Origin of the sequence: Blastococcus colisei, assembly GCF_006717095.1 — a bacterium.
Lineage (GTDB): Bacteria > Actinomycetota > Actinomycetes > Mycobacteriales > Geodermatophilaceae > Blastococcus_B > Blastococcus_B colisei.
In genome coordinates this window covers 278,511-295,599 of record NZ_VFQE01000001.1, presented here as the reverse complement: position 1 = coordinate 295,599, position 17,089 = coordinate 278,511, and the positions used below count along the sequence as shown (strand labels likewise).

Annotated in this window: 18 protein-coding genes; 10 read left to right on the top strand and 8 right to left on the bottom strand. The window is 74.4% G+C overall.

Annotation, left to right across the window (positions count from 1 at the left end):
- Positions 1-6: 6 nt before the first annotated feature.
- Complete coding sequence (locus FHU33_RS01375; RefSeq protein WP_170182282.1) at positions 7-1,092, bottom strand: flavin-containing monooxygenase; 1,086 nt, start codon at positions 1,090-1,092, stop codon at positions 7-9.
- Positions 1,093-1,201: 109 nt separating this feature from the next.
- Here FHU33_RS01375 and FHU33_RS01370 point away from each other — a divergent pair, with 109 nt between their 5' ends.
- Positions 1,202-2,644 carry a dihydrolipoyl dehydrogenase family protein gene (locus tag FHU33_RS01370; protein WP_142023732.1) on the top strand — a complete coding sequence of 481 codons (1,443 nt, stop codon included), beginning with the start codon at positions 1,202-1,204 and terminating at the stop codon, positions 2,642-2,644.
- On the opposite strand, the gene FHU33_RS01365 is transcribed toward FHU33_RS01370, so the two are convergent.
- Positions 2,626-3,252, bottom strand: a complete 627-nt coding sequence (locus tag FHU33_RS01365; protein ID WP_142023731.1) for a CDP-alcohol phosphatidyltransferase family protein — start codon at positions 3,250-3,252, stop codon at positions 2,626-2,628. The genes FHU33_RS01370 and FHU33_RS01365 overlap by 19 nt on opposite strands.
- A 164-nt stretch (positions 3,253-3,416) precedes the next feature.
- Here FHU33_RS01365 and FHU33_RS01360 point away from each other — a divergent pair, with 164 nt between their 5' ends.
- From FHU33_RS01360 to FHU33_RS01345, 4 genes are read left to right on the top strand one after another with little or no spacing between them, the layout of a single operon-like run.
- Positions 3,417-4,667, top strand: coding sequence for an ABC transporter substrate-binding protein (locus tag FHU33_RS01360; protein WP_142023730.1), 1,251 nt, complete (start codon positions 3,417-3,419; stop codon positions 4,665-4,667).
- A gap of 13 nt (positions 4,668-4,680) precedes the next feature.
- On the top strand, positions 4,681-5,595 hold the full coding sequence (locus tag FHU33_RS01355) for an ABC transporter permease subunit (RefSeq protein WP_142023729.1): 915 nt from the start codon (positions 4,681-4,683) through the stop codon (positions 5,593-5,595).
- A 26-nt stretch (positions 5,596-5,621) separates the two neighbouring features.
- Positions 5,622-6,410 (top strand): ABC transporter permease, encoded by a 789-nt coding sequence (locus tag FHU33_RS01350; RefSeq protein WP_246063197.1) that lies wholly within the window; start codon positions 5,622-5,624, stop codon positions 6,408-6,410.
- Positions 6,407-7,522 carry an ABC transporter ATP-binding protein gene (locus FHU33_RS01345; RefSeq protein WP_142023728.1) on the top strand — a complete coding sequence of 372 codons (1,116 nt, stop codon included), beginning with the start codon at positions 6,407-6,409 and terminating at the stop codon, positions 7,520-7,522. Before FHU33_RS01350 ends, FHU33_RS01345 begins: the two co-directional genes overlap by 4 nt.
- Here FHU33_RS01345 and FHU33_RS01340 read toward each other — a convergent pair.
- Positions 7,506-8,921, bottom strand: a complete 1,416-nt coding sequence (locus FHU33_RS01340) for a radical SAM domain-containing protein (protein WP_142023727.1) — start codon at positions 8,919-8,921, stop codon at positions 7,506-7,508. The two genes, FHU33_RS01345 and FHU33_RS01340, sit on opposite strands and share 17 nt — an antisense overlap.
- Before the next feature lie 103 nt (positions 8,922-9,024).
- On the opposite strand from FHU33_RS01340, the gene FHU33_RS01335 reads away from it, so the two are divergent.
- Entirely contained in the window at positions 9,025-9,867 is an 843-nt protein-coding gene (locus FHU33_RS01335) for an MBL fold metallo-hydrolase (protein ID WP_142023726.1), read from the top strand.
- A 57-nt stretch (positions 9,868-9,924) separates the two neighbouring features.
- Here FHU33_RS01335 and FHU33_RS01330 read toward each other — a convergent pair whose 3' ends face one another.
- From FHU33_RS01330 to FHU33_RS01320, 3 genes are all read right to left on the bottom strand, one after another.
- Positions 9,925-10,416: an SRPBCC family protein gene (locus FHU33_RS01330; protein WP_142023725.1), complete on the bottom strand. Its 492-nt coding sequence runs from the start codon at positions 10,414-10,416 to the stop codon at positions 9,925-9,927.
- Positions 10,413-10,772 (bottom strand): ArsR/SmtB family transcription factor, encoded by a 360-nt coding sequence (locus FHU33_RS01325; protein ID WP_142023724.1) that lies wholly within the window; start codon positions 10,770-10,772, stop codon positions 10,413-10,415. Before FHU33_RS01325 ends, FHU33_RS01330 begins: the two co-directional genes overlap by 4 nt.
- Before the next feature lie 204 nt (positions 10,773-10,976).
- Positions 10,977-12,278, bottom strand: a complete 1,302-nt coding sequence (locus FHU33_RS01320; RefSeq protein WP_142023723.1) for an amidohydrolase family protein — start codon at positions 12,276-12,278, stop codon at positions 10,977-10,979.
- Between the two features lie 72 nt (positions 12,279-12,350).
- On the opposite strand from FHU33_RS01320, the gene FHU33_RS01315 reads away from it, so the two are divergent.
- The 4 genes from FHU33_RS01315 to FHU33_RS01300 all read left to right on the top strand — a co-directional run bounded on the left by FHU33_RS01315 (position 12,351) and on the right by FHU33_RS01300 (position 14,727).
- Positions 12,351-13,031, top strand: a complete 681-nt coding sequence (locus FHU33_RS01315) for a DedA family protein (protein WP_142023722.1) — start codon at positions 12,351-12,353, stop codon at positions 13,029-13,031.
- Positions 13,028-13,699, top strand: a complete 672-nt coding sequence (locus FHU33_RS01310) for an HAD-IA family hydrolase (RefSeq protein ID WP_142023721.1) — start codon at positions 13,028-13,030, stop codon at positions 13,697-13,699. Before FHU33_RS01315 ends, FHU33_RS01310 begins: the two co-directional genes overlap by 4 nt.
- A complete protein-coding gene (locus tag FHU33_RS01305; RefSeq protein ID WP_142023720.1) occupies positions 13,696-14,322 on the top strand; it encodes an alpha/beta hydrolase family protein in 627 nt (208 codons plus the stop codon). Before FHU33_RS01310 ends, FHU33_RS01305 begins: the two co-directional genes overlap by 4 nt.
- 174 nt (positions 14,323-14,496) lie before the next feature.
- Positions 14,497-14,727, top strand: a complete 231-nt coding sequence (locus tag FHU33_RS01300) for a hypothetical protein (protein ID WP_142023719.1) — start codon at positions 14,497-14,499, stop codon at positions 14,725-14,727.
- Positions 14,728-14,897: 170 nt separating this feature from the next.
- Here the strand turns inward: FHU33_RS01300 and FHU33_RS01295 are convergent, their stop codons facing one another.
- Both FHU33_RS01295 and FHU33_RS01290 read right to left on the bottom strand, forming a co-directional pair.
- Positions 14,898-16,562 (bottom strand): HNH endonuclease signature motif containing protein, encoded by a 1,665-nt coding sequence (locus FHU33_RS01295; protein ID WP_170182281.1) that lies wholly within the window; start codon positions 16,560-16,562, stop codon positions 14,898-14,900.
- Positions 16,563-16,660: 98 nt separating this feature from the next.
- Complete coding sequence (locus FHU33_RS01290; protein ID WP_170182280.1) at positions 16,661-17,083, bottom strand: hypothetical protein; 423 nt, start codon at positions 17,081-17,083, stop codon at positions 16,661-16,663.
- Between the last annotated feature and the right edge of the window lie 6 nt (positions 17,084-17,089).

Below are 17,089 nucleotides of genomic sequence, written 5' to 3'. Positions count from 1 at the left end.
CCCTGTCTACCAGCCGCCACCCTCCGGCAACTGCCGTTCTCGCCGGCGGATCCGCCGCGCCGTCCGGCGGGCGTCGCGGTCGACGCCGTCGACCAGCGAGGAGTTGACCCGCGTCTGCCAGGGCAGGCCCATCCAGTGCAGTCCCGCTACCGGTGAGGCCCCCTTCGAGTGCACCGGGGCCCCGCCGTCCGCGAGGGCGCCGTCGATCGCGATCCACGCGGTGTCGGGCTCGAAGCCGGTGCACCACAGCACCGTGCGGGGTTGCTCGGTGCTGCCGTCGGCGAGGCGCAGCCGGTTTCCGTCCGCCGCGACCACGCGGTGCGGAGCCAGCCGGATCCGGCCGGCGCGGACCTCCCGCTTCAGCTCCCGGCCGAGGATCGCCTCGTGGCGGCTGCGCAGGAACCGGGCGACCGGCGTCGACGCGCCGGCGTTGAGGATCCCGCTGACCAGGAGCCACCAGTAGCTGCTCACGCCCAGCACGTCCTCGGGGAGGAAGCGCGGCTCCGTCGGGGCGGCCACGGTCACCTCGTGCCCGTCCGAGAGCTCGATCGCCAGCTGCGCCGCGGAGTTGCCGCCACCCACCACCAGGACCGGGCCGGGGGGCACGTCGTCGGGCGTGCAGTACTGCGAGGAGTGCAGCTGGTGCACCGCCGGGCTCAGGCCGCCGGCCGCGGCCGGCACGCGGGGACGGCGGAAGGCCCCCGTGGCCACCACCACGTGCCGGGCCCGGATCTCCCCGGACGGCGTGGCCGCCACGAAGCCGTGTTCCCTGCGCACGAGCCGCCGCACCGGTGTCCGGGTGCGCACCGGCAGCTCGAGGCTTGTTGCGTAGGACACGAGGTAGTCGGCCATCTCCAGCCGGGAGGGACTGCGGGTCGGGCCCGGCGGAAAGCGCCTGCCGGGCAGGGAGCTGAACCGGCGCGGGGTGAACAGCTGCAGGCTCGCCCACCGCTCCCGCCAGCTCTGCGCGACCTCACCGGCCTCCACCACGAGGACGTCGTGGACGCCTTCCCGCCGCAGCCGGTACGCCGTGCCCAGACCGGCCTGACCGGCTCCGATCACCAGGACCTGGATCTCCGGCTCCGTGTTCACCAGGCCGATCCTCCCTCGGCCGGCGCGGATCGGCCGGGCACGACCGGATCGTGCGAGCGGCACTAGCGTGACCCGCGGCGACCGTCGCCGGACCGAGGGAGGCCAGACGATGCCGGTGCACCCGATCGAGGACACCGTCGACCTGCTGGTCGTCGGTGGCGGCACCGCCGGGCTGGTCGGCGCGCACACCGCCGCTGCCCTCGGTGCCCGCACCGTGCTCGTGGAGCACGGACGCACCGGTGGCGACTGCCTCTGGACCGGGTGCGTCCCCTCCAAGGCCCTGCTCGCCGCCGCCTCGGCCGCTGCGTCCGCCCGCCGGGCGAGCAGCCTCGGCGTCGACGTCGGCGAGGTGCGCGTCGAGTTCGCCCGCGTCCGGGCCCACGTCCGTGCCGCCATCACCGCCGTCCAGCCGAAGGACTCCCCCGAGGCGCTCGAGAAGGCCGGCGTCTCGGTGCTGACCGGCAGCGCGGTGTTCACCGGCCCCGACACCGCCCGCATCGGCGAGCGCTCCGTCCGTTTCTCCGCGGCCCTGCTGGCGACCGGCGCCGACCCGGCGATGCCCCCGATCGACGGCATGGAGACGATCGAGCCGCTCACCAGCGAGACGCTCTGGGACGTGGAGGAGCTGCCCCGGCGCCTGGTGGTCCTGGGCGGTGGCCCGATCGGCTGCGAGCTCGGTCAGGCCTTCGCCCGGCTCGGCTCGGCGGTCACCGTCGTCGACGGGTCGGACCGGCTGCTCGAGCCCGAGGATCCCGACGCCGCGGCCCTGGTCGCCGCGGCTCTGCAGCGGGACGGGGCGCAGCTGCGACTGGGTTCGCAGGGCGTACGTATCGAACCGGGCGTCCTGCACCTGGACGACGGGACGGCGCTGCCCTTCGACCGCCTGCTGGTCGCCGTCGGCCGCCGGCCCCGGACCACCGGCCTCGGGCTGGACGCCGCCGGGGTCGACCTGGACGACGACGGGAGCGTCACCCTCGACGCGGCCCTGCGCACCACCAATCGGCGGATCTGGGCGGCCGGCGACGTCACCGGCCCGCCGTTCTTCACCCACACCGCCGGCATGCACGGCAGCGTCGCCGCGAGCAACGCCGTCCTCGGCCTGGCCCGCCGCATCGACCCCGTCGTCCCCCGGGTCACCTTCACCTCCCCGGAAGTGGCCTCGGTCGGCCTGAGCCCCGCCGAGGCGGCGGGGAGCGGCTGCACCGTGCGCCGTGTCGAGCACGCGGCGGTGGACCGTGCGGTCGCCGAAGGCGAGACGGAGGGGTTCACCTCGCTCGTCCTCGACCGGCGGCACCGCGTGGTCGGTGCCGTCGTCGTCGGCCCGCGCGCGGGGGAGACCCTGGGCGAGCTGACTCTCGCCGTCCGGCAGCGGCTGACCGCCGGCGACCTGGCCGGCACCACCCACGCCTATCCCACCTACGACGACGCGATCGTCGACGCCGCGCTCGACGACGTCCGGGCCCGCCTGGCGAACCCGCTCGTCCGAGGCGCCCTGCGGGCGGCGGTGTGGGTCCGCGGTCGCCTTCGGGGCGGTCAGCGCAGCGAGCGGTAACCGACCCACATCCGGTGCACGGCGCTGACCGCGACCACCGCGGCCCATCCCCACGCCAGCTGCCAGGCGACCGTCGGCAGCAGCAGCCACAGCGCGTGGACGACGATCGTCTCGGTGCCCTCCGCCAGCCCGCCGAGGAAGGACAGCGACCGGCCGTCGTCGAGCTGCCGGCCGCTCCGCTCGGCGATGGACGAGAAGGCCAGGAACGCCGTCCCGTTGACGTAGTAGGCGAGCAGGACGGCGAGGAAGGGCTCCCACGGCGCACCGAAGGCGTGCGTGACCCCGACGGCCACCCCGGCCACCGTGCTGCCGTAGACGCAGAAGTCGGCGGTGATGTCGAAGAACCCACCGCTGCCGGCGTCGCCGGGCGCCCCGACCGCCCGGCGCCGGCGCGCCAGCGGCCCGTCCAGCCCGTCCGCCACCCGGGACACCAGCCACAGCACCAGCGCCGTCCCCCACCACTGGACGGCGGCAGCGACCGCGCAGCCCAGCCCGAGAGCCAGGCCGAGGGCGGTCAGCCGGTCCGGGCTCAGCCACGGCCGGTCCAGGGCGCCGGCCGCGCGCGCCAGGGGCGCGTCGAGCACGCGCCGCGCCGCCGCATCGAGCACCGGGCACCTCCACGGCCGGCGGCCCCGTGGCGGGGCGACATCAGGTCGGGGACGATCCTTTCGCACGACCTCGACGACGGCCGCATCCGGATCTCCGGTCGGGCACGAACACGCTTCGGGCGCGGGTCGACGCCCACGATCGCAGTCCGAGGAGGACCTTCCCGATGGCCGCACGACGCCCCGCGAGCCGGCGAGCCCGCAGGACGGCGGTGGGCGTGGGCGCGCTGCTGCTCGCCCTCGCCGGCTGCGCCGCACCCGTGAGCGAGCCGACGACCGCCGAGGCACGCGGCTGGGACGACGTCCTCGCCGAGGCCGACGGGCAGACCGTGCGGCTGTGGATGTACGGCGGCGACGACAAGGGCAACGCCTACGTGGACGACGTCCTGGCCCCGGCCGCCGCCGAGGAGGGCGTGACGCTGGAGCGCGTACCGATCGCCGACACCGGCGACGCGGTCAACCGCGTGCTGTCAGAACGACAGGCCGGCGTCACCGACGGCGAGGTGGACCTGATCTGGATCAACGGCGAGAACTTCGCCACCGGGCAGCAGGCCGGTGCGTGGCTGTGCGACTGGACGTCGATGCTGCCCAACATGGAGTACGTCGACCCCGAGGACCCGCTGCTCACCACCGACTTCGGGCTCGATGTGAACGGGTGCGAGGCGCCCTGGCACAAGGCCCAGTTCGCGCTGGTCTACGACGAGGCGCGGGTCGAGGACCCGCCGGGCAGCGTCGATGAGCTGCTGACCTGGATCGAGGAGCACCCGGGCCGGTTCTCCTATCCCGCCCCGCCGGACTTCACCGGCTCGGTGTTCGTCCGGCAGGTGCTGTACTCCGTCGCCGGCGGGGTGGACAACGTGCCCCTCGAGTTCTCCCAGGACGCCTACGACGAGCTCGCGCCGGAGCTGTTCGGCACCCTCGAGGACATTGAGCCCTCGCTGTGGCGCGAGGGGCAGACGTACCCGCAGAGCCTGCAGGAGCTCGACCAGCTCTACGCCGACGGCCAGGTGGACTTCACCATGACCTACGGACCGGCGACGCTCCCCGACCTGGTGGAGGAGGGCACCTTCCCGCCCACCACGCGGGTGCTGCTGGTCGAGGACGGCACCATCGGCAACGCCAGCTTCCTGGCCGTCCCGTCCACGTCGGGCAGCCGGGCGGGTGCCATGGTCGTGGCGAACCTGGCGCTCTCCCCGGAGCAGCAGCTGGCGAAGGCCCGGCCCGAGGTGTGGGGGCAGTACACCGTCCTCGACCCCGAGCGCCTGCCGGGCGAGGTGCAGACGCAGTTCGCCGAGCTGCCGCAGTCGGAGGTCCTGCCCTCCTACGCCGAGCTCAGCGAGGACGCCGACCCCGAGGTCGAGGCCGGATGGGTGACCGCCCTGGACGAGGGGTGGCGCCGGCAGATCGCCGCCGGCTGACCCACCGAAGGCGATGACGACGACGAGGGACGCCGAGCCGTCCGCCCCGACGAGCCCGTCAGGGAAGGCGGGCGCGGCTCGTCGTCGACCCGGCCCCCGGACCCGCGCCGCCCTGCTGGTCCTCCCGGCCCTGGTGCCGGTCGTCGCGGTCGTGGGCGCGGCGCTCACGTCGGCGGTGCTGCTGAGCCTGGGACTGACACCCCTGGTGGGCGAGCCGAGTCTCTCCCTGGACGCCTACCGGGCCGTCGCGACCGACCTGGGCAGCTCGCTGCGCACCTCGCTGGGCATCGCCGCAGCGTCCACCGCGATCGCCGCCGCCGTGGGCCTCTGCCTGGCGCTGGCCGCCACCGCCGCGGTCCGCCGCAGCCGGTTGCTGGGCACGCTGGCCGCGCTCACCATCCCGATCCCGCACCTGGTGGGAGCGGCGGCCATGGGCCTGCTCCTGGCCGACGCCGGCTTCCTCTCCCGGCTGGTCGGCGTCGACCCGTCCTCGTGGCCCCCGCTGGTGGGCGGTCGGCTGTGGGTGGCCGTGGTGGCCGAGTACGCGTGGAAGGAGTCGGCGTTCGTCGCGCTGGTGGTCGCCGGGGTGCTGTCCTCCCGGGCGGCGTCCTACGCCGAGACCGCCGCGCTGCTCGGAGCCGGCCGCTGGGCCCGCCTGCGGCACGTCACCCTGCCGCTGGCCGCGCCCGCGCTCGGCGCCACGGCCGCGGTCAGCTTCGTCTACACGCTCGGCTCCTACGAGGTGGCCGCGCTGCTCGGCCGCGCCTACCCGGAGCCGCTGGCGGTGCTCGCCTTCCGGCTGTTCACCTCCATCGACCTCGCCGCCCGCCCGCAGGCGGCCGCGGTGGCCGTGACGACGGCGCTGCTCGCGCTCGCCGTCGTCCTGCTCGCGCTGCGGGCGCTGCGCCGGCTGGCGGCCGAGCAGTGACCGTCGCGCCCGCGCGGCCGGCCAGGATGCGGACCGACCGCGCGGTGCGGGCGGCCTCGCGCACGGGCCGCGGGCTGCTGGCGCTGTGGCTGGTGCTGCCCGTCGTCCCCCTGCTGCTCTGGGCCTTCGCCGACCGGTGGACCCACCCCGCGTTGCTGCCGCAGGAGTGGGGCGTCCAGGGGCTGGCCGAGGCCGCTGCCTCCGGCGCCGGCGGGGCGTTCCTGCGCTCGACGCTGCTCGGCGCGGTCGTCGCGCTGCTGGCCACCCCGCCCGGGGCGATGGCCGGGCGGGCGCTGGCCTCGCGGCAGGTCCCCGGGTCGACCGCGGTGCTGGCGGTCCTGCTGTCGCCGCTGGTGCTCCCGCCCTTCGCCGTCGCCCTGGGTCTGGACGTGCTGCTGCTGCGGCTGCGCGTGCCGGCGGCGCTCGGCGTCGTCGTCCTGCTGGTCGTGGCCGCCCTGCCCTACACGACGATCACCATGCGGGCCGCCTACGCCGCGCACGACCGCGGCTTCGAGGACGAGGCGCGCCTGCTCGGCGCCACCCGCTGGCAGACCGTGCGCTCGGTGCAGCTGCCGCTGCTGGCCCCGGCCCTGGCCGGAGCGGCGTTCCTCGCGTTCCTCGTCGGCTGGAGCGATTACATCGTCACCGTGCTGATCGGTGGCGGCCGGCTGACGACGCTGCCGCTGCTCGTCGCGTCGGCCGCATCGGCCACCGGCAACGACGCCCAGGTCGCCGTCCTGTCGTTGACCGCCGTCCTGCCGCCGGTGGCCCTGCTGGTCGTCGTCGGCATGCTGGGCCGGAGAGGGAGACGATGAGCGGCGGTTCGCTGAAGTTGACCGGGCTGACCCGGGTGCACCGCCCGGGGCAGCGCCCTGCGCTGGACGACTTCTCCCTCGACGTGCCCGCCGGCTCCTGCGTGGCCATCCTGGGACCCTCGGGGTCGGGCAAGAGCACGGTGCTGCGGCTGACCGCGGGGCTCGACGAGCCGACGGCCGGCACGGTCCGGGTCGACGGCGCCGATCTCGCCGGCGTGGTCCCCGAGCGACGCGGCATGGCCATGGTGTTCCAGCGGCCGCTGCTGTTCCCCCATCTCTCCGTGCGGGACAACGTGGCCTTCGCCGACCGGGTGCGCGGGGTGCCCCGGCGGACGGCGCGGCGACGGGCCGAGGAGTTCCTCGAGCTGGTGCAGCTGGGCGGCTACGGCGGGCGACCGGCGCGGGCGCTGTCTGGCGGGCAGGAGCAGCGGGTGGCCCTGGCCCGGGCGCTGGCCGCCGAACCACGGGTGCTGCTGCTCGACGAGGCGTTCAGCGCCCTGGACGCCGCGCTGCGCGAGGAGATGCACGAGCTGCTCGGCGACCTGCGCATGCGGCTGGACCCGACGATCCTGCTGGTGACCCACGACCACGCCGAGGCCGATGCCCTCGCCGACACCGCCGCGGTCCTCGACGAGGGTGTCCTGCTGCAGACCGGACCGATGCGCTCGCTCTACGCCCGCCCCGCGTCACTGGCGGTCTGCCGCCTGCTGGGCGGGCGCACGGAGGTCACCGGGGTGGTGCGCGAGGGACGGCACGAGTCGCCACTGGGCACGCTCGAACTCCCGGCGCGCGTTCCCGACGGGCCCGCCGTGCTCGTCGTGCGGCACGAGGCGGTGACCGTCACCTCCCCCGCGGACGGCGACTGCGTCGGCACCGTCGTCCGGCTGCGGCGCCGCGGCCTGCGCTCGCTGGTCACCGTCGAGGTGACCGGGGACGGCGGCGCGGGTGGGGCCGGCACCGCGTCGGTGGACGCCGAGCTCGGCCCGGGTGAGGACGTGCCCCCGGGCGCCACCGTGGGCCTGCGGTTGCCGGTGGCCGACCGATGGGTGGTGGCGACTCCGGCCGGAACCACCGGGAGTCCCACGACCGCGGCTGTCAGCCGACGACGGTGAGCGGCAGCAGCCTGCGCAGCTGGGCGTTCTCGGTCACGTCGAGGACGGAGTGCTGGGCGCAGGCGGGCACCAGCTGCCCGGTCTCGGGGTGGGCCATCGAGTAGGTGCAGGCCGCCAGCCGCTCCTGGGTGGCCCTGATCCGCGGGTCGTCGGACTCGACGCCCTGCTGCATGAGCTCCCACGCCGGCCCGACGTCGGCGGCGTCCATGAAGCTGTGCACCTCGAAGGTCATCAGCCCCAGCGTGCCGGCACGCGCGGCGCGGACCAGGTGGCGCAGGCCACCGGCCCGGCGCAGCAGGCGGGCGAACCAGCGTGCGGCGACGGCCGCATCGTCCGGATGGTGCCGCAGTACGCGGGCGATCTTGACCAGCAGCAGGAGCGGCGGGGTGCCGCTGAAGGCCAGCCCGCCCCAGTGGGCGAAGAACCGCTCGCGGGCGGCGCGGTCGGCGGCGGAATCGGGATCGACGAACGGCGTCCAGCGGCCGCCGGCCAGGAAGCCGAAGGCGAGCCGGTTGCAGCGCGGATCGCCGAACTCGATGCCTTCGTGCGCGATGCGCTGGCCCAGGCCCTTCTCCAGCTCGGCCCAGACCGCGTCGGCGTCGACGGCGGTGTAGGACTCCTTCCACCGCCGGTCGTCGCCGACGTGGGCGGCCGGCTGGAAGCTCATCATCGAGAAGCCCATGGGCAGGACGGCGCGGACCGTCTCGGCCACCTGGCCGAGGTTGGCCGGCGTGACGGTCATGTTGTGCGCCAGGTAGTAGCGCAGGCCGGTCGCGGCGCGCAGGTCGCGGAACATCTGCACGAACTGCTGCCTGAAGGGGTGCAGCTCGGCCTCGCTCCTCGGGCGCACCGCGCCGCGCCGGCCGCGCATCAGGGAGTCGACGTGGGCGGCGAAGCTGATCCGGTCGAAGCGCAGCGTCCCGTCGGGGCCGGTGACCAGGTCGCGCAGGTACTCGGGGTCGAAGTCGCCGTGCGTCATCGACATCGGGGAGCGGCCGTGGTCGCGCATGGCCTGCAGGGCGGCTGCGTGGTCGTCGGGGGAGAGCAGGCTGACCTCGCCGCCGATCAGCTGGGCGTGGGCGTAGGGCCCCCGCCGCTCGCGCAGGAAGGACATCTGCGACTCGATCTCGCGCAGCGTGTGCCCGCCGTCGACCCGCACCTTGTTGGCGTCGGCCGAGTGGTAGCAGGGCGTGCAGGTGAGGTTGCACTTGGGGAAGACGCCATGGGTGCCCTCGCAGCCGACGGCGTGCCGGCCGAGCGTCTGGGCCGGGGTCTGCACGTGCGCGGGCAGGGCCGCCCAGCGTTCGCGCAGCGCGCGAGCCGTCTCGGGGTGCACCGGCCGGGAGCGGTCGGCGAATCCGTGCCAGGTCGCACGGAGGCGTCTCAGGAGCGAGGGCATGGCGCCAGTGTCGTCGCCCGGCAGCGGGCGCGCCGGTCCGCCGGCGTCGGGTTGCACGGATCCCACCCGGGGCATGGAGACCACCGGACCTCAGGAGGTGGACATGGCACAACCGACGGACGCGCGCCCCACAGGGCAACCCGGTCGCGACGACGCGGACGACGTCACCATGACCTTCGGCGGGACGGCCACGATGCTGCTGCGCATCGGCCCGTTCACGCTGCTCACCGATCCGAACTTCCTGCACCGCGGCCAGCGGGCGCACCTGGGCTACGGCCTGCGCGCCAAGCGGCTGACCGAGCCCGCGCTGCAGCCGACCCAGCTGCCGGCGCTCGACGGCATCCTGCTCTCGCACATGCACGGCGACCACTGGGACCGCATCGCCACGAGGTCGCTGCCCAAGGAGATCCCGGTGGTCACCACGCCCGAGGCGGCGAAGTACCTGGCCGGCCGCGGTTTCACCGCCACCGCCGACCTCCAGTCGTGGCAGACCCACGAATTCACCCGCGACACCGACACCCTGCGGATCACCTCGGTCCCCGGCGTCCACGGCCCCGGCCCGCTCGCCCGCGTGCTGCCACAGGTGATGGGTAGCGTGATCGAGCTGGTGCGGGGAGGGGAGGTCAGCTGGCGCGGCTACGTCAGCGGCGACACCCTCTACCGGCCCTTCCTGGGTGAGGTCCTGGAACGGTGCGGGCCGCTCGACGTCCTCATCCCCCACCTCGGCGGCACCAAGGCGCTCGGCCTCACGGTGACGATGGACGCCCGGCAGGGCGCGGACCTGGTGGAGCTGCTGAAGCCCCCGGTCACCGTGCCGGTCCACTACGACGACTACGACCGGTTCCGGAGCCCGCTCGGCGACTTCGTCGCGGAGGTCGGGCGCCGGGAGCTCCCCGGGCAGCTGCGCACCGTCGGCCGCGGCGACACCATCTCGCTGCGGGCGTGACGGAAGGGCCCGCGGCGAGGAACCCCCACGAACCCTTCGCGCCTCCGAGCGGGGCGGTCAGCCGCGGGCGAGGATGTCGTCCAGCTTCGCGTAGCCCTCGGTGACGCCGACGTCCATGCCGCTGGCGAGCATGGCGTCGCGGTCGGCGAAGGAGTCGCAGAGGGACGTCGTCGTGAGCCGGCTGCGGCCGTCGCCGAGGTCCTCGACGGCCAGCTTCTCCAGCGCGACGCCGTCGGGCATGCCCTCGAAGGTGAACGTCTGGACGATCAGCTCGTCGGGGCGCACCTCGTGGAAGCTGCCGTAGAAGCCGTACTCGGTGCCCTCGTGGATGGAGACGTAGCGGTACGAGCCGCCGGTGCGGCAGTCCCACTGGTCGATGCGGGTCCGGGTGCTGTCCGGGCCGAGCCACTGCGCCACCAGCTGCGGGTCGACGTGCGCGCGGAAGACCTTCTCCCTCGGCGCGTCGAACTCGCGGGTGATCCGGATGAGCGGGACGTCGGGGTCGGCGGCGATCTCGGTCTCGCGGTGCCGCGTCTGACTGCTGGTCATGACGGTGTTCCTTCCTGGGGTGCGATGGGTGTCGGCTCATCCGGCATGGACCGGAGGACGTCGTCGAGGCGGCGGTAACGCGCCTCGGCGCGACGGCGGTAGCGCTCGATCCACGTGGTCATCAGGTCGAACACCTCCGCCTCGAGGTGGACCGGGCGGCGCTGGGCCTCCCGGCTCCGGCTCACCAGACCGGCGTCCTCGAGCACCTTCAGGTGCTTGGACACGGCCTGGAGACTCACGTCGAAGGGGACGGCGAGCTCGCTCACCGTGGCGTCACCGATCGCGAGTCGCGCGACGATGTCCCGCCGGGTGGGGTCGGCCAGCGCCGAGAACACCCGGGTAAGCGGATCAGCCACCACGTCGCCCCCCTCGTGCTCAACCTTCCGGTTGAATAAGACGGTAGGCCGACTCGCTGCCGTAGTCAACCCATCGGTTGAGAACTCTGCCGGGTGCGCGGACCTCGTCCGCGCGGTATCACCGTCGTCCCCGCGGTCGACGGCGAGGACGAGTACCGCAGCGCGTGGAGGAGGTCCGGCCGAGCGCGGCGACCCGGTCGGCGCTCATCCCCCAGCCGCCAGCCGGGCGGCCCGCTCGGCGACGTCGCGCCGAAGCGCCTCGGTGTCCACCGTCGTCGATGCGCCGTCCCGCACGACGTGCCGCCCGCCGACCCACACGTCCCGGACGTGCCGTCCAGAGCCGGACCACACCAGGTGCGCCAGCAGGTCGGCCGGGTCGCCGACCGGCTCGAAGACCAGGTCGCGGGTGTCGACGTGCACCAGGTCGGCCCGGCGACCGGCCGACAGCTGTCCCAGGTCCGGTCGGCCGACGGCGTCGGCGGCGGCGCCCGTGGCCAGCCAGATCGCTTCGGCCGCGGTCAGCGCCGTCGCCGAGCGGCCCGCCAGCCGCGCGATCGACGCCGTGAGTCGCAGGTCGGCGAGCAGGTCCAGACCGTCGTTGGACGCCGGCCCGTCGGTGCCCATCCCCACCCTGATGCCGCGGTCGAGCATGGCGCGCAGCGGCGCGATGCCGCTGGCCAGCTTCGCGTTGCTCGCCGGGCAGTGAGCGACGGCGACGTCGTACTCCGACCACAGCTCGAGGTCGCCGCCGTCCATGTGGACGCAGTGCGCGGCCAGCACCCGGCCACCGAGGACGTCGTGCGCGGCCAGCAGCGCCGGCACCGACAGTCCGTGGACGGCGAGCAGGTCCGCGCCCTCCGTGGCGGTCTCGGCCACGTGCAGGTGCAGGAGCAGCCCGTGCTCCCGTGCGGCGGCGGCCGCCTCCCGCAGCACCGGCAGCGGCACCGTGTACGCGGCGTGCGGTCCTATGCCGAACTCGACGGTGCCGTCGTCCGGGGCGCCGGCGGCCAGGCCGACGGCGGTCCGCAGCTGTTCCTCGAACGGCGGCATGCCCGGCAACGGGATCAGCGGGGTGGCGATGATCACGCGGGCGCCGGTGGTGCCGACGGCGGCCGCGATCCGTTCCGGGTGGAAGTACATCTCGACGCTGGTGGTCACCCCGTTGCCCAGCATCTCCGCGGACGCGGCGGTCATGGCGACCTCGACGTCGTCGGCGGTCAGCCGCGCCTCGCGCGGCCACATGACCTCCTGCAGCCAGCGGTCCAGCGGCAGACCCTCCCCCTGGCCGCGGAACAGCACCATCGGTGCGTGGGAGTGGGTGTTGACCAGCCCCGGCATGAGCAGTCCGGGCAGTTCGACCAGCTCGGCCTCCCCGGGCGGCGGCGCCTCCGCGGCCGGTCCCACCCAGCTGATCCGCCCGTCCGCGACGTCGACGACGGCGTCGGGGACGACGGTTCCGGCGCGATCCCCGATGACGGCGGCGCGGGCGGTGAAGCGGAGCGGCATGGCACCCGAACCTAGTGCCGGCATCCCTGCGGGGCCCGGCGGCTCCCGGTACCCGCAGATACCGTGGAGGCCATGTCGCTCCTCGCCGCCACCGCATCCGACGAGGGCGGGATCACCGGTTTCCTGCTCGACCTGGTCGACAGGCTGGGTGCCGTCGGCGTGGGGTTGAGCATCCTCGCGGAGACCGTCATCCCGCCGATCCCCAGCGAGGCGGTGCTCGGGCTGGCCGGGGTGCTGATCAACGAGGGCCGGATGTCGGTCGTCCCGGTGGTGCTCTTCGCCACCCTGGGCTCGGTCCTGGGCGCGATCTTCTTCTACTACGTCGGCCGGGCGCTGGGCCCGCGCCGCTCGCACGCCTTCCTCGACCGGCTGCCGCTGGTCGAGACCGAGGACGTCGACAGGACCTTCGCGTGGTTCCAACGGCACGGCCGCTCGGCGGTCTTCTTCGGCCGCATGGTGCCGATCGTGCGGAGCTTCATCTCGGTGCCGGCCGGTGTCGTCCGGATGCCGTTGGGGCAGTTCCTGCTGTTCACCACCGCCGGCAGCCTGATCTGGAACAGCGTGCTCATCGGGCTGGGCGTGGCCGCCGGCGACTTCGTGCGCGACAACCTCAAGTACCTGGACTACGCGCTGGTCGCCGCCGTCGTCCTCGCCGTGGCCTGGTTCGTCTATCGCAAGGCCAGCGGCAAGTTGCGGCGCCCGCCCACGGCGGGCGCCGGCCTGCCCGCCGACGAACGCGACCAGACGTCGTGACCCGGGTCCGGCCCGAGGTCGTCGCGTTCGACGTCAACGAGACACTGCTGGACCTGGCGCCCGTCCGCGCCACCCTGGTGGAGGCCGGGCAACCGGAGACCCTGCTGCCGACCGTCTTCGCCCGCACGCTGCTGACCGGTTTCGCGGCGGCGGCATCCGGCACCTGGTGCCGGTTCCGCGACGCCTTCGACTCCGCGCTCGCCCAAGATTCCGAGCTGGACGCCGGCGCGCGCGGCCGCGTCATCGAGGCCTTCGGCGAACTGGCCCCGCACCCGGACGTCGAGCCCGCGCTGCGCCGGCTGGTGGAGGTCGGCCTCCGGGTGGTCACCCTGACCCACGGCTCACCGGGCGTCGCGGAGGCAGGCCTGGCCCGCGGCGGGATCACCCCGCTGGTGCAGCGCAGCCTCTCCAGCGAGGCCATCCGGGCGTGGAAGCCGGCCCGCGAGGTCTACCTGTGGGCGGCCGGCACCTGCGGCGTCGCTCCCGACCGCATGGCGCTGGTCGCCGCGCACGGCTGGGACGTGCTGGGCGCGCAGCGGGCCGGGCTCACCGGCGCCTGGTTCCCACGGAGCGAGCGGGTCTACCCGGCGGTGTACGAGCCGGCCCACATCGAGGCAGGCGGACTCGCCGCCGCCGTCGACGCGCTCCTGGCCCTGCCTGCCGCATGACCGAGGTGCACGACATCGGGACCCCGCACGGCCCGGCGCGGGCGCACGTCACGACGGGCGGGAGCAGCGGGACGCTCGTCCTGGGCCACGGAGCCGGCGGCGGCGTGGAGTCGGCGGACCTGGTGCAGGTGGCCACGGAGGCGGCTGGAGCCGGCTGGCGGGTGGTGCGGGTCGAGCAGCCGTGGCGGGTCGCGGGGAAGCGGATCGCCGCCGCGCCGCCGACGCTCGACGAGGGCTGGCGGGCGGTGCTCGACCACCTCCGGGCGGGCGACCTCCTCACCGGTCCCCTGGTGCTGGGCGGGCGCAGCGCCGGCGCCCGTGTGGCGTGCCGGACGGCGGCCGACCAGGGCGCCGCAGGTGTGCTGGCGCTCGCGTTCCCGCTGCACCCGCCCGGCAAGCCGGAGAAGAGCCGCGCCGTCGAGCTGACCGCCGTCCCCGTGCCGCTGGTCGTGATCCAGGGCGAGACCGACGCCTTCGGTGGGCCGGCGGAGGTGGCTGCAGCACTCACGGGGCAGGCCGGCGCCTCGGTCTACGCCGTCCCCGGCGACCACTCGCTGAAGCGCAACGTCGACGTCGTCGCCGCGGCCGCGATGTCGTGGCTCGGCGAGGTCACGGCAGGTTGAGTCCGACAGCCGAGGTGCGAAATGGTCCAGGAGTCGATGCCTCTCGCAGAGGCACAGCCTCAGCCCTGCGAGACGGTGCAAGGCCCGAGGCGACGCGATGGGATCTGGCGGGTCGTCCCTCGAAAGTGGCGGCGCACCGGATCAGAAGGGTCGCTCGCCTCCCGCGACTAGGAGATGGAGCTGTCACATGACGTCGCGCTGGTCTTGTTCGAGTGGTTGACCCAGCGCGAGGAAGAGGACTGGGCGGACCTCCCCTTCACGCACCGCGGCGAACTGGGCGCTTTGTTGCAGCTGGCCGGCGCGCTGGAGCGGACGCTGGTCGAGACCATCGATCCCCGCTACAGCGAACTGCTCGCGGCCGCACGTGAGCGCCTTGCCCCGGCGGTAGGTCCGGAAGATCCCTAGCGGCTGCTGAGCCTGATCGGCGCAGGTCTCATCCGGTCTGGTCAATTCCGCAGCGGCGTCGCCGGGGCTCATCGCTCAAAGCACGCCTTCTACCGAACTCGCGTCAGCCAGTACGAGCGCCAGCCTTGTTCCACGGCAGCCGCCCCTGGCGCCCGGCCTGCCCTGTGACGTCAGAACGGTGGTGGTTCGTCGTCCGGGTCGTCGGGTTCGGCGAGGCCGGGTGGTCGGGTGACGCGGGTGATGCCGCTGGGTGTGGTGACGGTGAGGGTGCCGTCGGGGGCCATGGTGAAGGACCAGCCGGGGGCGTGGGTCTTGAGCCGGTGGTGTCGGCGGCACAGGCAGCAGAGGTTCTCGCAGGCGGTCTCTCCGCCGTCGGCGTGGGGGAGGACGTGGTCGAGGTCGGCCCAGGCGGCCTTGTTGTGGCAGCCGGGGTGGCGGCAGGTGCGGTCGCGGGTGGTGAGGAACCGTTCCTGGGCCGGGGTGTGCCGGTAGCGGTCCACCGGTGGAGGCCTGTCCAGCAGCGGGCAGCCGCAGTCGCCGGCGGGGTGGTCGGGGCAGCCACGGCGGGCCAGCCGCTCCAGTTCGGCGCGGGTGACGGTCGCCCGCAGGGCGCCGCTGACCGGGTCGGTGAGCGCGATGGTCAGGTTGCCCCCGGCCGGGGCCTGCAGGCCGCCCGGGCAGAGGGCGTCGAGTTGTTCGAGCAGCTCGCGCAGGTGGGCGGCGGTGATCGGCTGCCCGTCCACCTCGGCGGGCTCCACGCGTCCACACCCGTCACCACCGGCGGCCGGAGGACAACCGGCACCCGCACCCGGTTCATCGGTCGGATTCGCTGCGGCTGACGGTGGGTCGGCGCGCAGGTGGTCGCTGGGCAGGTGGGCGGTGGCGCACGCATCGTGTCCGGCGGCCGCGGCGTGGAGAGTGTCCAGCCGGGCGAGCACGGTGACGTGGGCGGTGACCGGTGCTCGGCTGGTGTCCCAGGGACGGGTCACCAGGTCGTAGAGCACCCCGACACGCAGTTGACCGAGCGGGTGGTCGTCGCCGGCGACCTTGGCGAGGCGGGCGTAGTGGTCCAGGGTCTGGTGGATGGTGGCCGCCATCGGGTGCGGCAGGAACACCGACAGCTCGGCCATCCCGTCCCGTTCCGGGCGGAGGGTGACGTCGGCTCCCCGCTCGGCCTGCTTACGTCGCCGGTCGGCCGCGCCGGCGTCGAGGCGCAGCAGCTCGGCGCGGGCCGCTGCCTGCAGCCCGCGGATCGACAGCCGGTTCGCCCGCGGCAGGACCGCGGCCTCCACCTCGGCGATCACCTGCGGCTCGACGTCGCGGGCCGGATCCATCAATTCTGCGGCCAGCGCCCGGGCGCGGGGCCAGTCCAGCTGACCGTCGGCCAATGCCGCCCAGGTCACCGGCAGTCTCTGGGTCAACAACGCCGCCGTGTCGGCCAGTTTCGTGGCCGCGGTCCGCGAGCAGTTGAGGATCATCGCCAGCTCGTCGGCGAAGAATTCGCTCACCCCCGGCGCCGGCTCCAAGCCCGGGCCCGGCGCCCAGTCCGGGGAGGCGGCGCCCGGCTCACCGATCTGCCGGTCGAGCGTGTCCGGCCGGCGGGCGGACATCTCGGTGACCAGCTCGACAGTGTAGGCGGCCAGCCGGGCCTCCATCTGCTGAATCCGCTGCAGCTCCGCCGCGATCTCGGCATCGGTCCGGGAGGCCACCGGCAGCATCTCGCCCAGCCGCGTCGGCCGGGCCACCACACCCGGCGGCAGCACCTCCTCCGGCCATGGCGCGACATCGAGCGAGGTGACCGTCACCCCGACCCCGAAACCACCGCCCTCGAACACATGAGCGAATCTACGGACGGGGTCTGACACTTTCGGAGCTGTGACCAGCATGGAGTGGCGACGGCGGACGCCTACACGCGGACGAGAGCGCAGAGCCCTCAGAGTCTCGGCGGGCGCCCCGCGGGCCTCAGCTCGATGCGCGGCTCGTCCCGTTGCTCGGACGCCGGCGGCAGGTCGTACTCCTGGCCGCCCATGGCCACGACCACGGGCGAGCGTGGATCCAGACCGGTTGGCGTCTCGATGACGGTGACGTACGGGCTCAGATCGGCGGTCACCGGCCCGCCCCCCGGGTTCCGGACCGCACCGGTCAAGCTCAGCCGCTGCCCCTCCACGCGGGCACCCGTGACCACGGTCGGTGCACGGCTGCTGCCCCAGATCGTGATCGCCAGCCGCGCCCCGTCGTCCATCCACCGGACGGGTGGCACCGATCGAGCGGACGTTCCGGGGCCCGGCGGTAGACCGGACGACGGTCGGCGCAGCGGGTCCGGCCGCCCCTCGTCGACGACGTTCGCGTCGCCCATGGCCGG

Coding starts and splice junctions, on each gene's coding strand:
- FHU33_RS01370 (WP_142023732.1), top strand. CDS start 1,202: ATGCCGGTGCACCCGATCGAGGACACCGTCGACCTGCTGGTCGTCGGT.
- FHU33_RS01360 (WP_142023730.1), top strand. CDS start 3,417: ATGGCCGCACGACGCCCCGCGAGCCGGCGAGCCCGCAGGACGGCGGTG.
- FHU33_RS01355 (WP_142023729.1), top strand. CDS start 4,681: ATGACGACGACGAGGGACGCCGAGCCGTCCGCCCCGACGAGCCCGTCA.
- FHU33_RS01350 (WP_246063197.1), top strand. CDS start 5,622: ATGCGGACCGACCGCGCGGTGCGGGCGGCCTCGCGCACGGGCCGCGGG.
- FHU33_RS01345 (WP_142023728.1), top strand. CDS start 6,407: ATGAGCGGCGGTTCGCTGAAGTTGACCGGGCTGACCCGGGTGCACCGC.
- FHU33_RS01340 (WP_142023727.1), bottom strand. CDS start 8,921: ATGCCCTCGCTCCTGAGACGCCTCCGTGCGACCTGGCACGGATTCGCC.
- FHU33_RS01335 (WP_142023726.1), top strand. CDS start 9,025: ATGGCACAACCGACGGACGCGCGCCCCACAGGGCAACCCGGTCGCGAC.
- FHU33_RS01330 (WP_142023725.1), bottom strand. CDS start 10,416: ATGACCAGCAGTCAGACGCGGCACCGCGAGACCGAGATCGCCGCCGAC.
- FHU33_RS01320 (WP_142023723.1), bottom strand. CDS start 12,278: ATGCCGCTCCGCTTCACCGCCCGCGCCGCCGTCATCGGGGATCGCGCC.
- FHU33_RS01315 (WP_142023722.1), top strand. CDS start 12,351: ATGTCGCTCCTCGCCGCCACCGCATCCGACGAGGGCGGGATCACCGGT.
- FHU33_RS01305 (WP_142023720.1), top strand. CDS start 13,696: ATGACCGAGGTGCACGACATCGGGACCCCGCACGGCCCGGCGCGGGCG.
- FHU33_RS01300 (WP_142023719.1), top strand. CDS start 14,497: ATGGAGCTGTCACATGACGTCGCGCTGGTCTTGTTCGAGTGGTTGACC.
- FHU33_RS01290 (WP_170182280.1), bottom strand. CDS start 17,083: ATGGGCGACGCGAACGTCGTCGACGAGGGGCGGCCGGACCCGCTGCGC.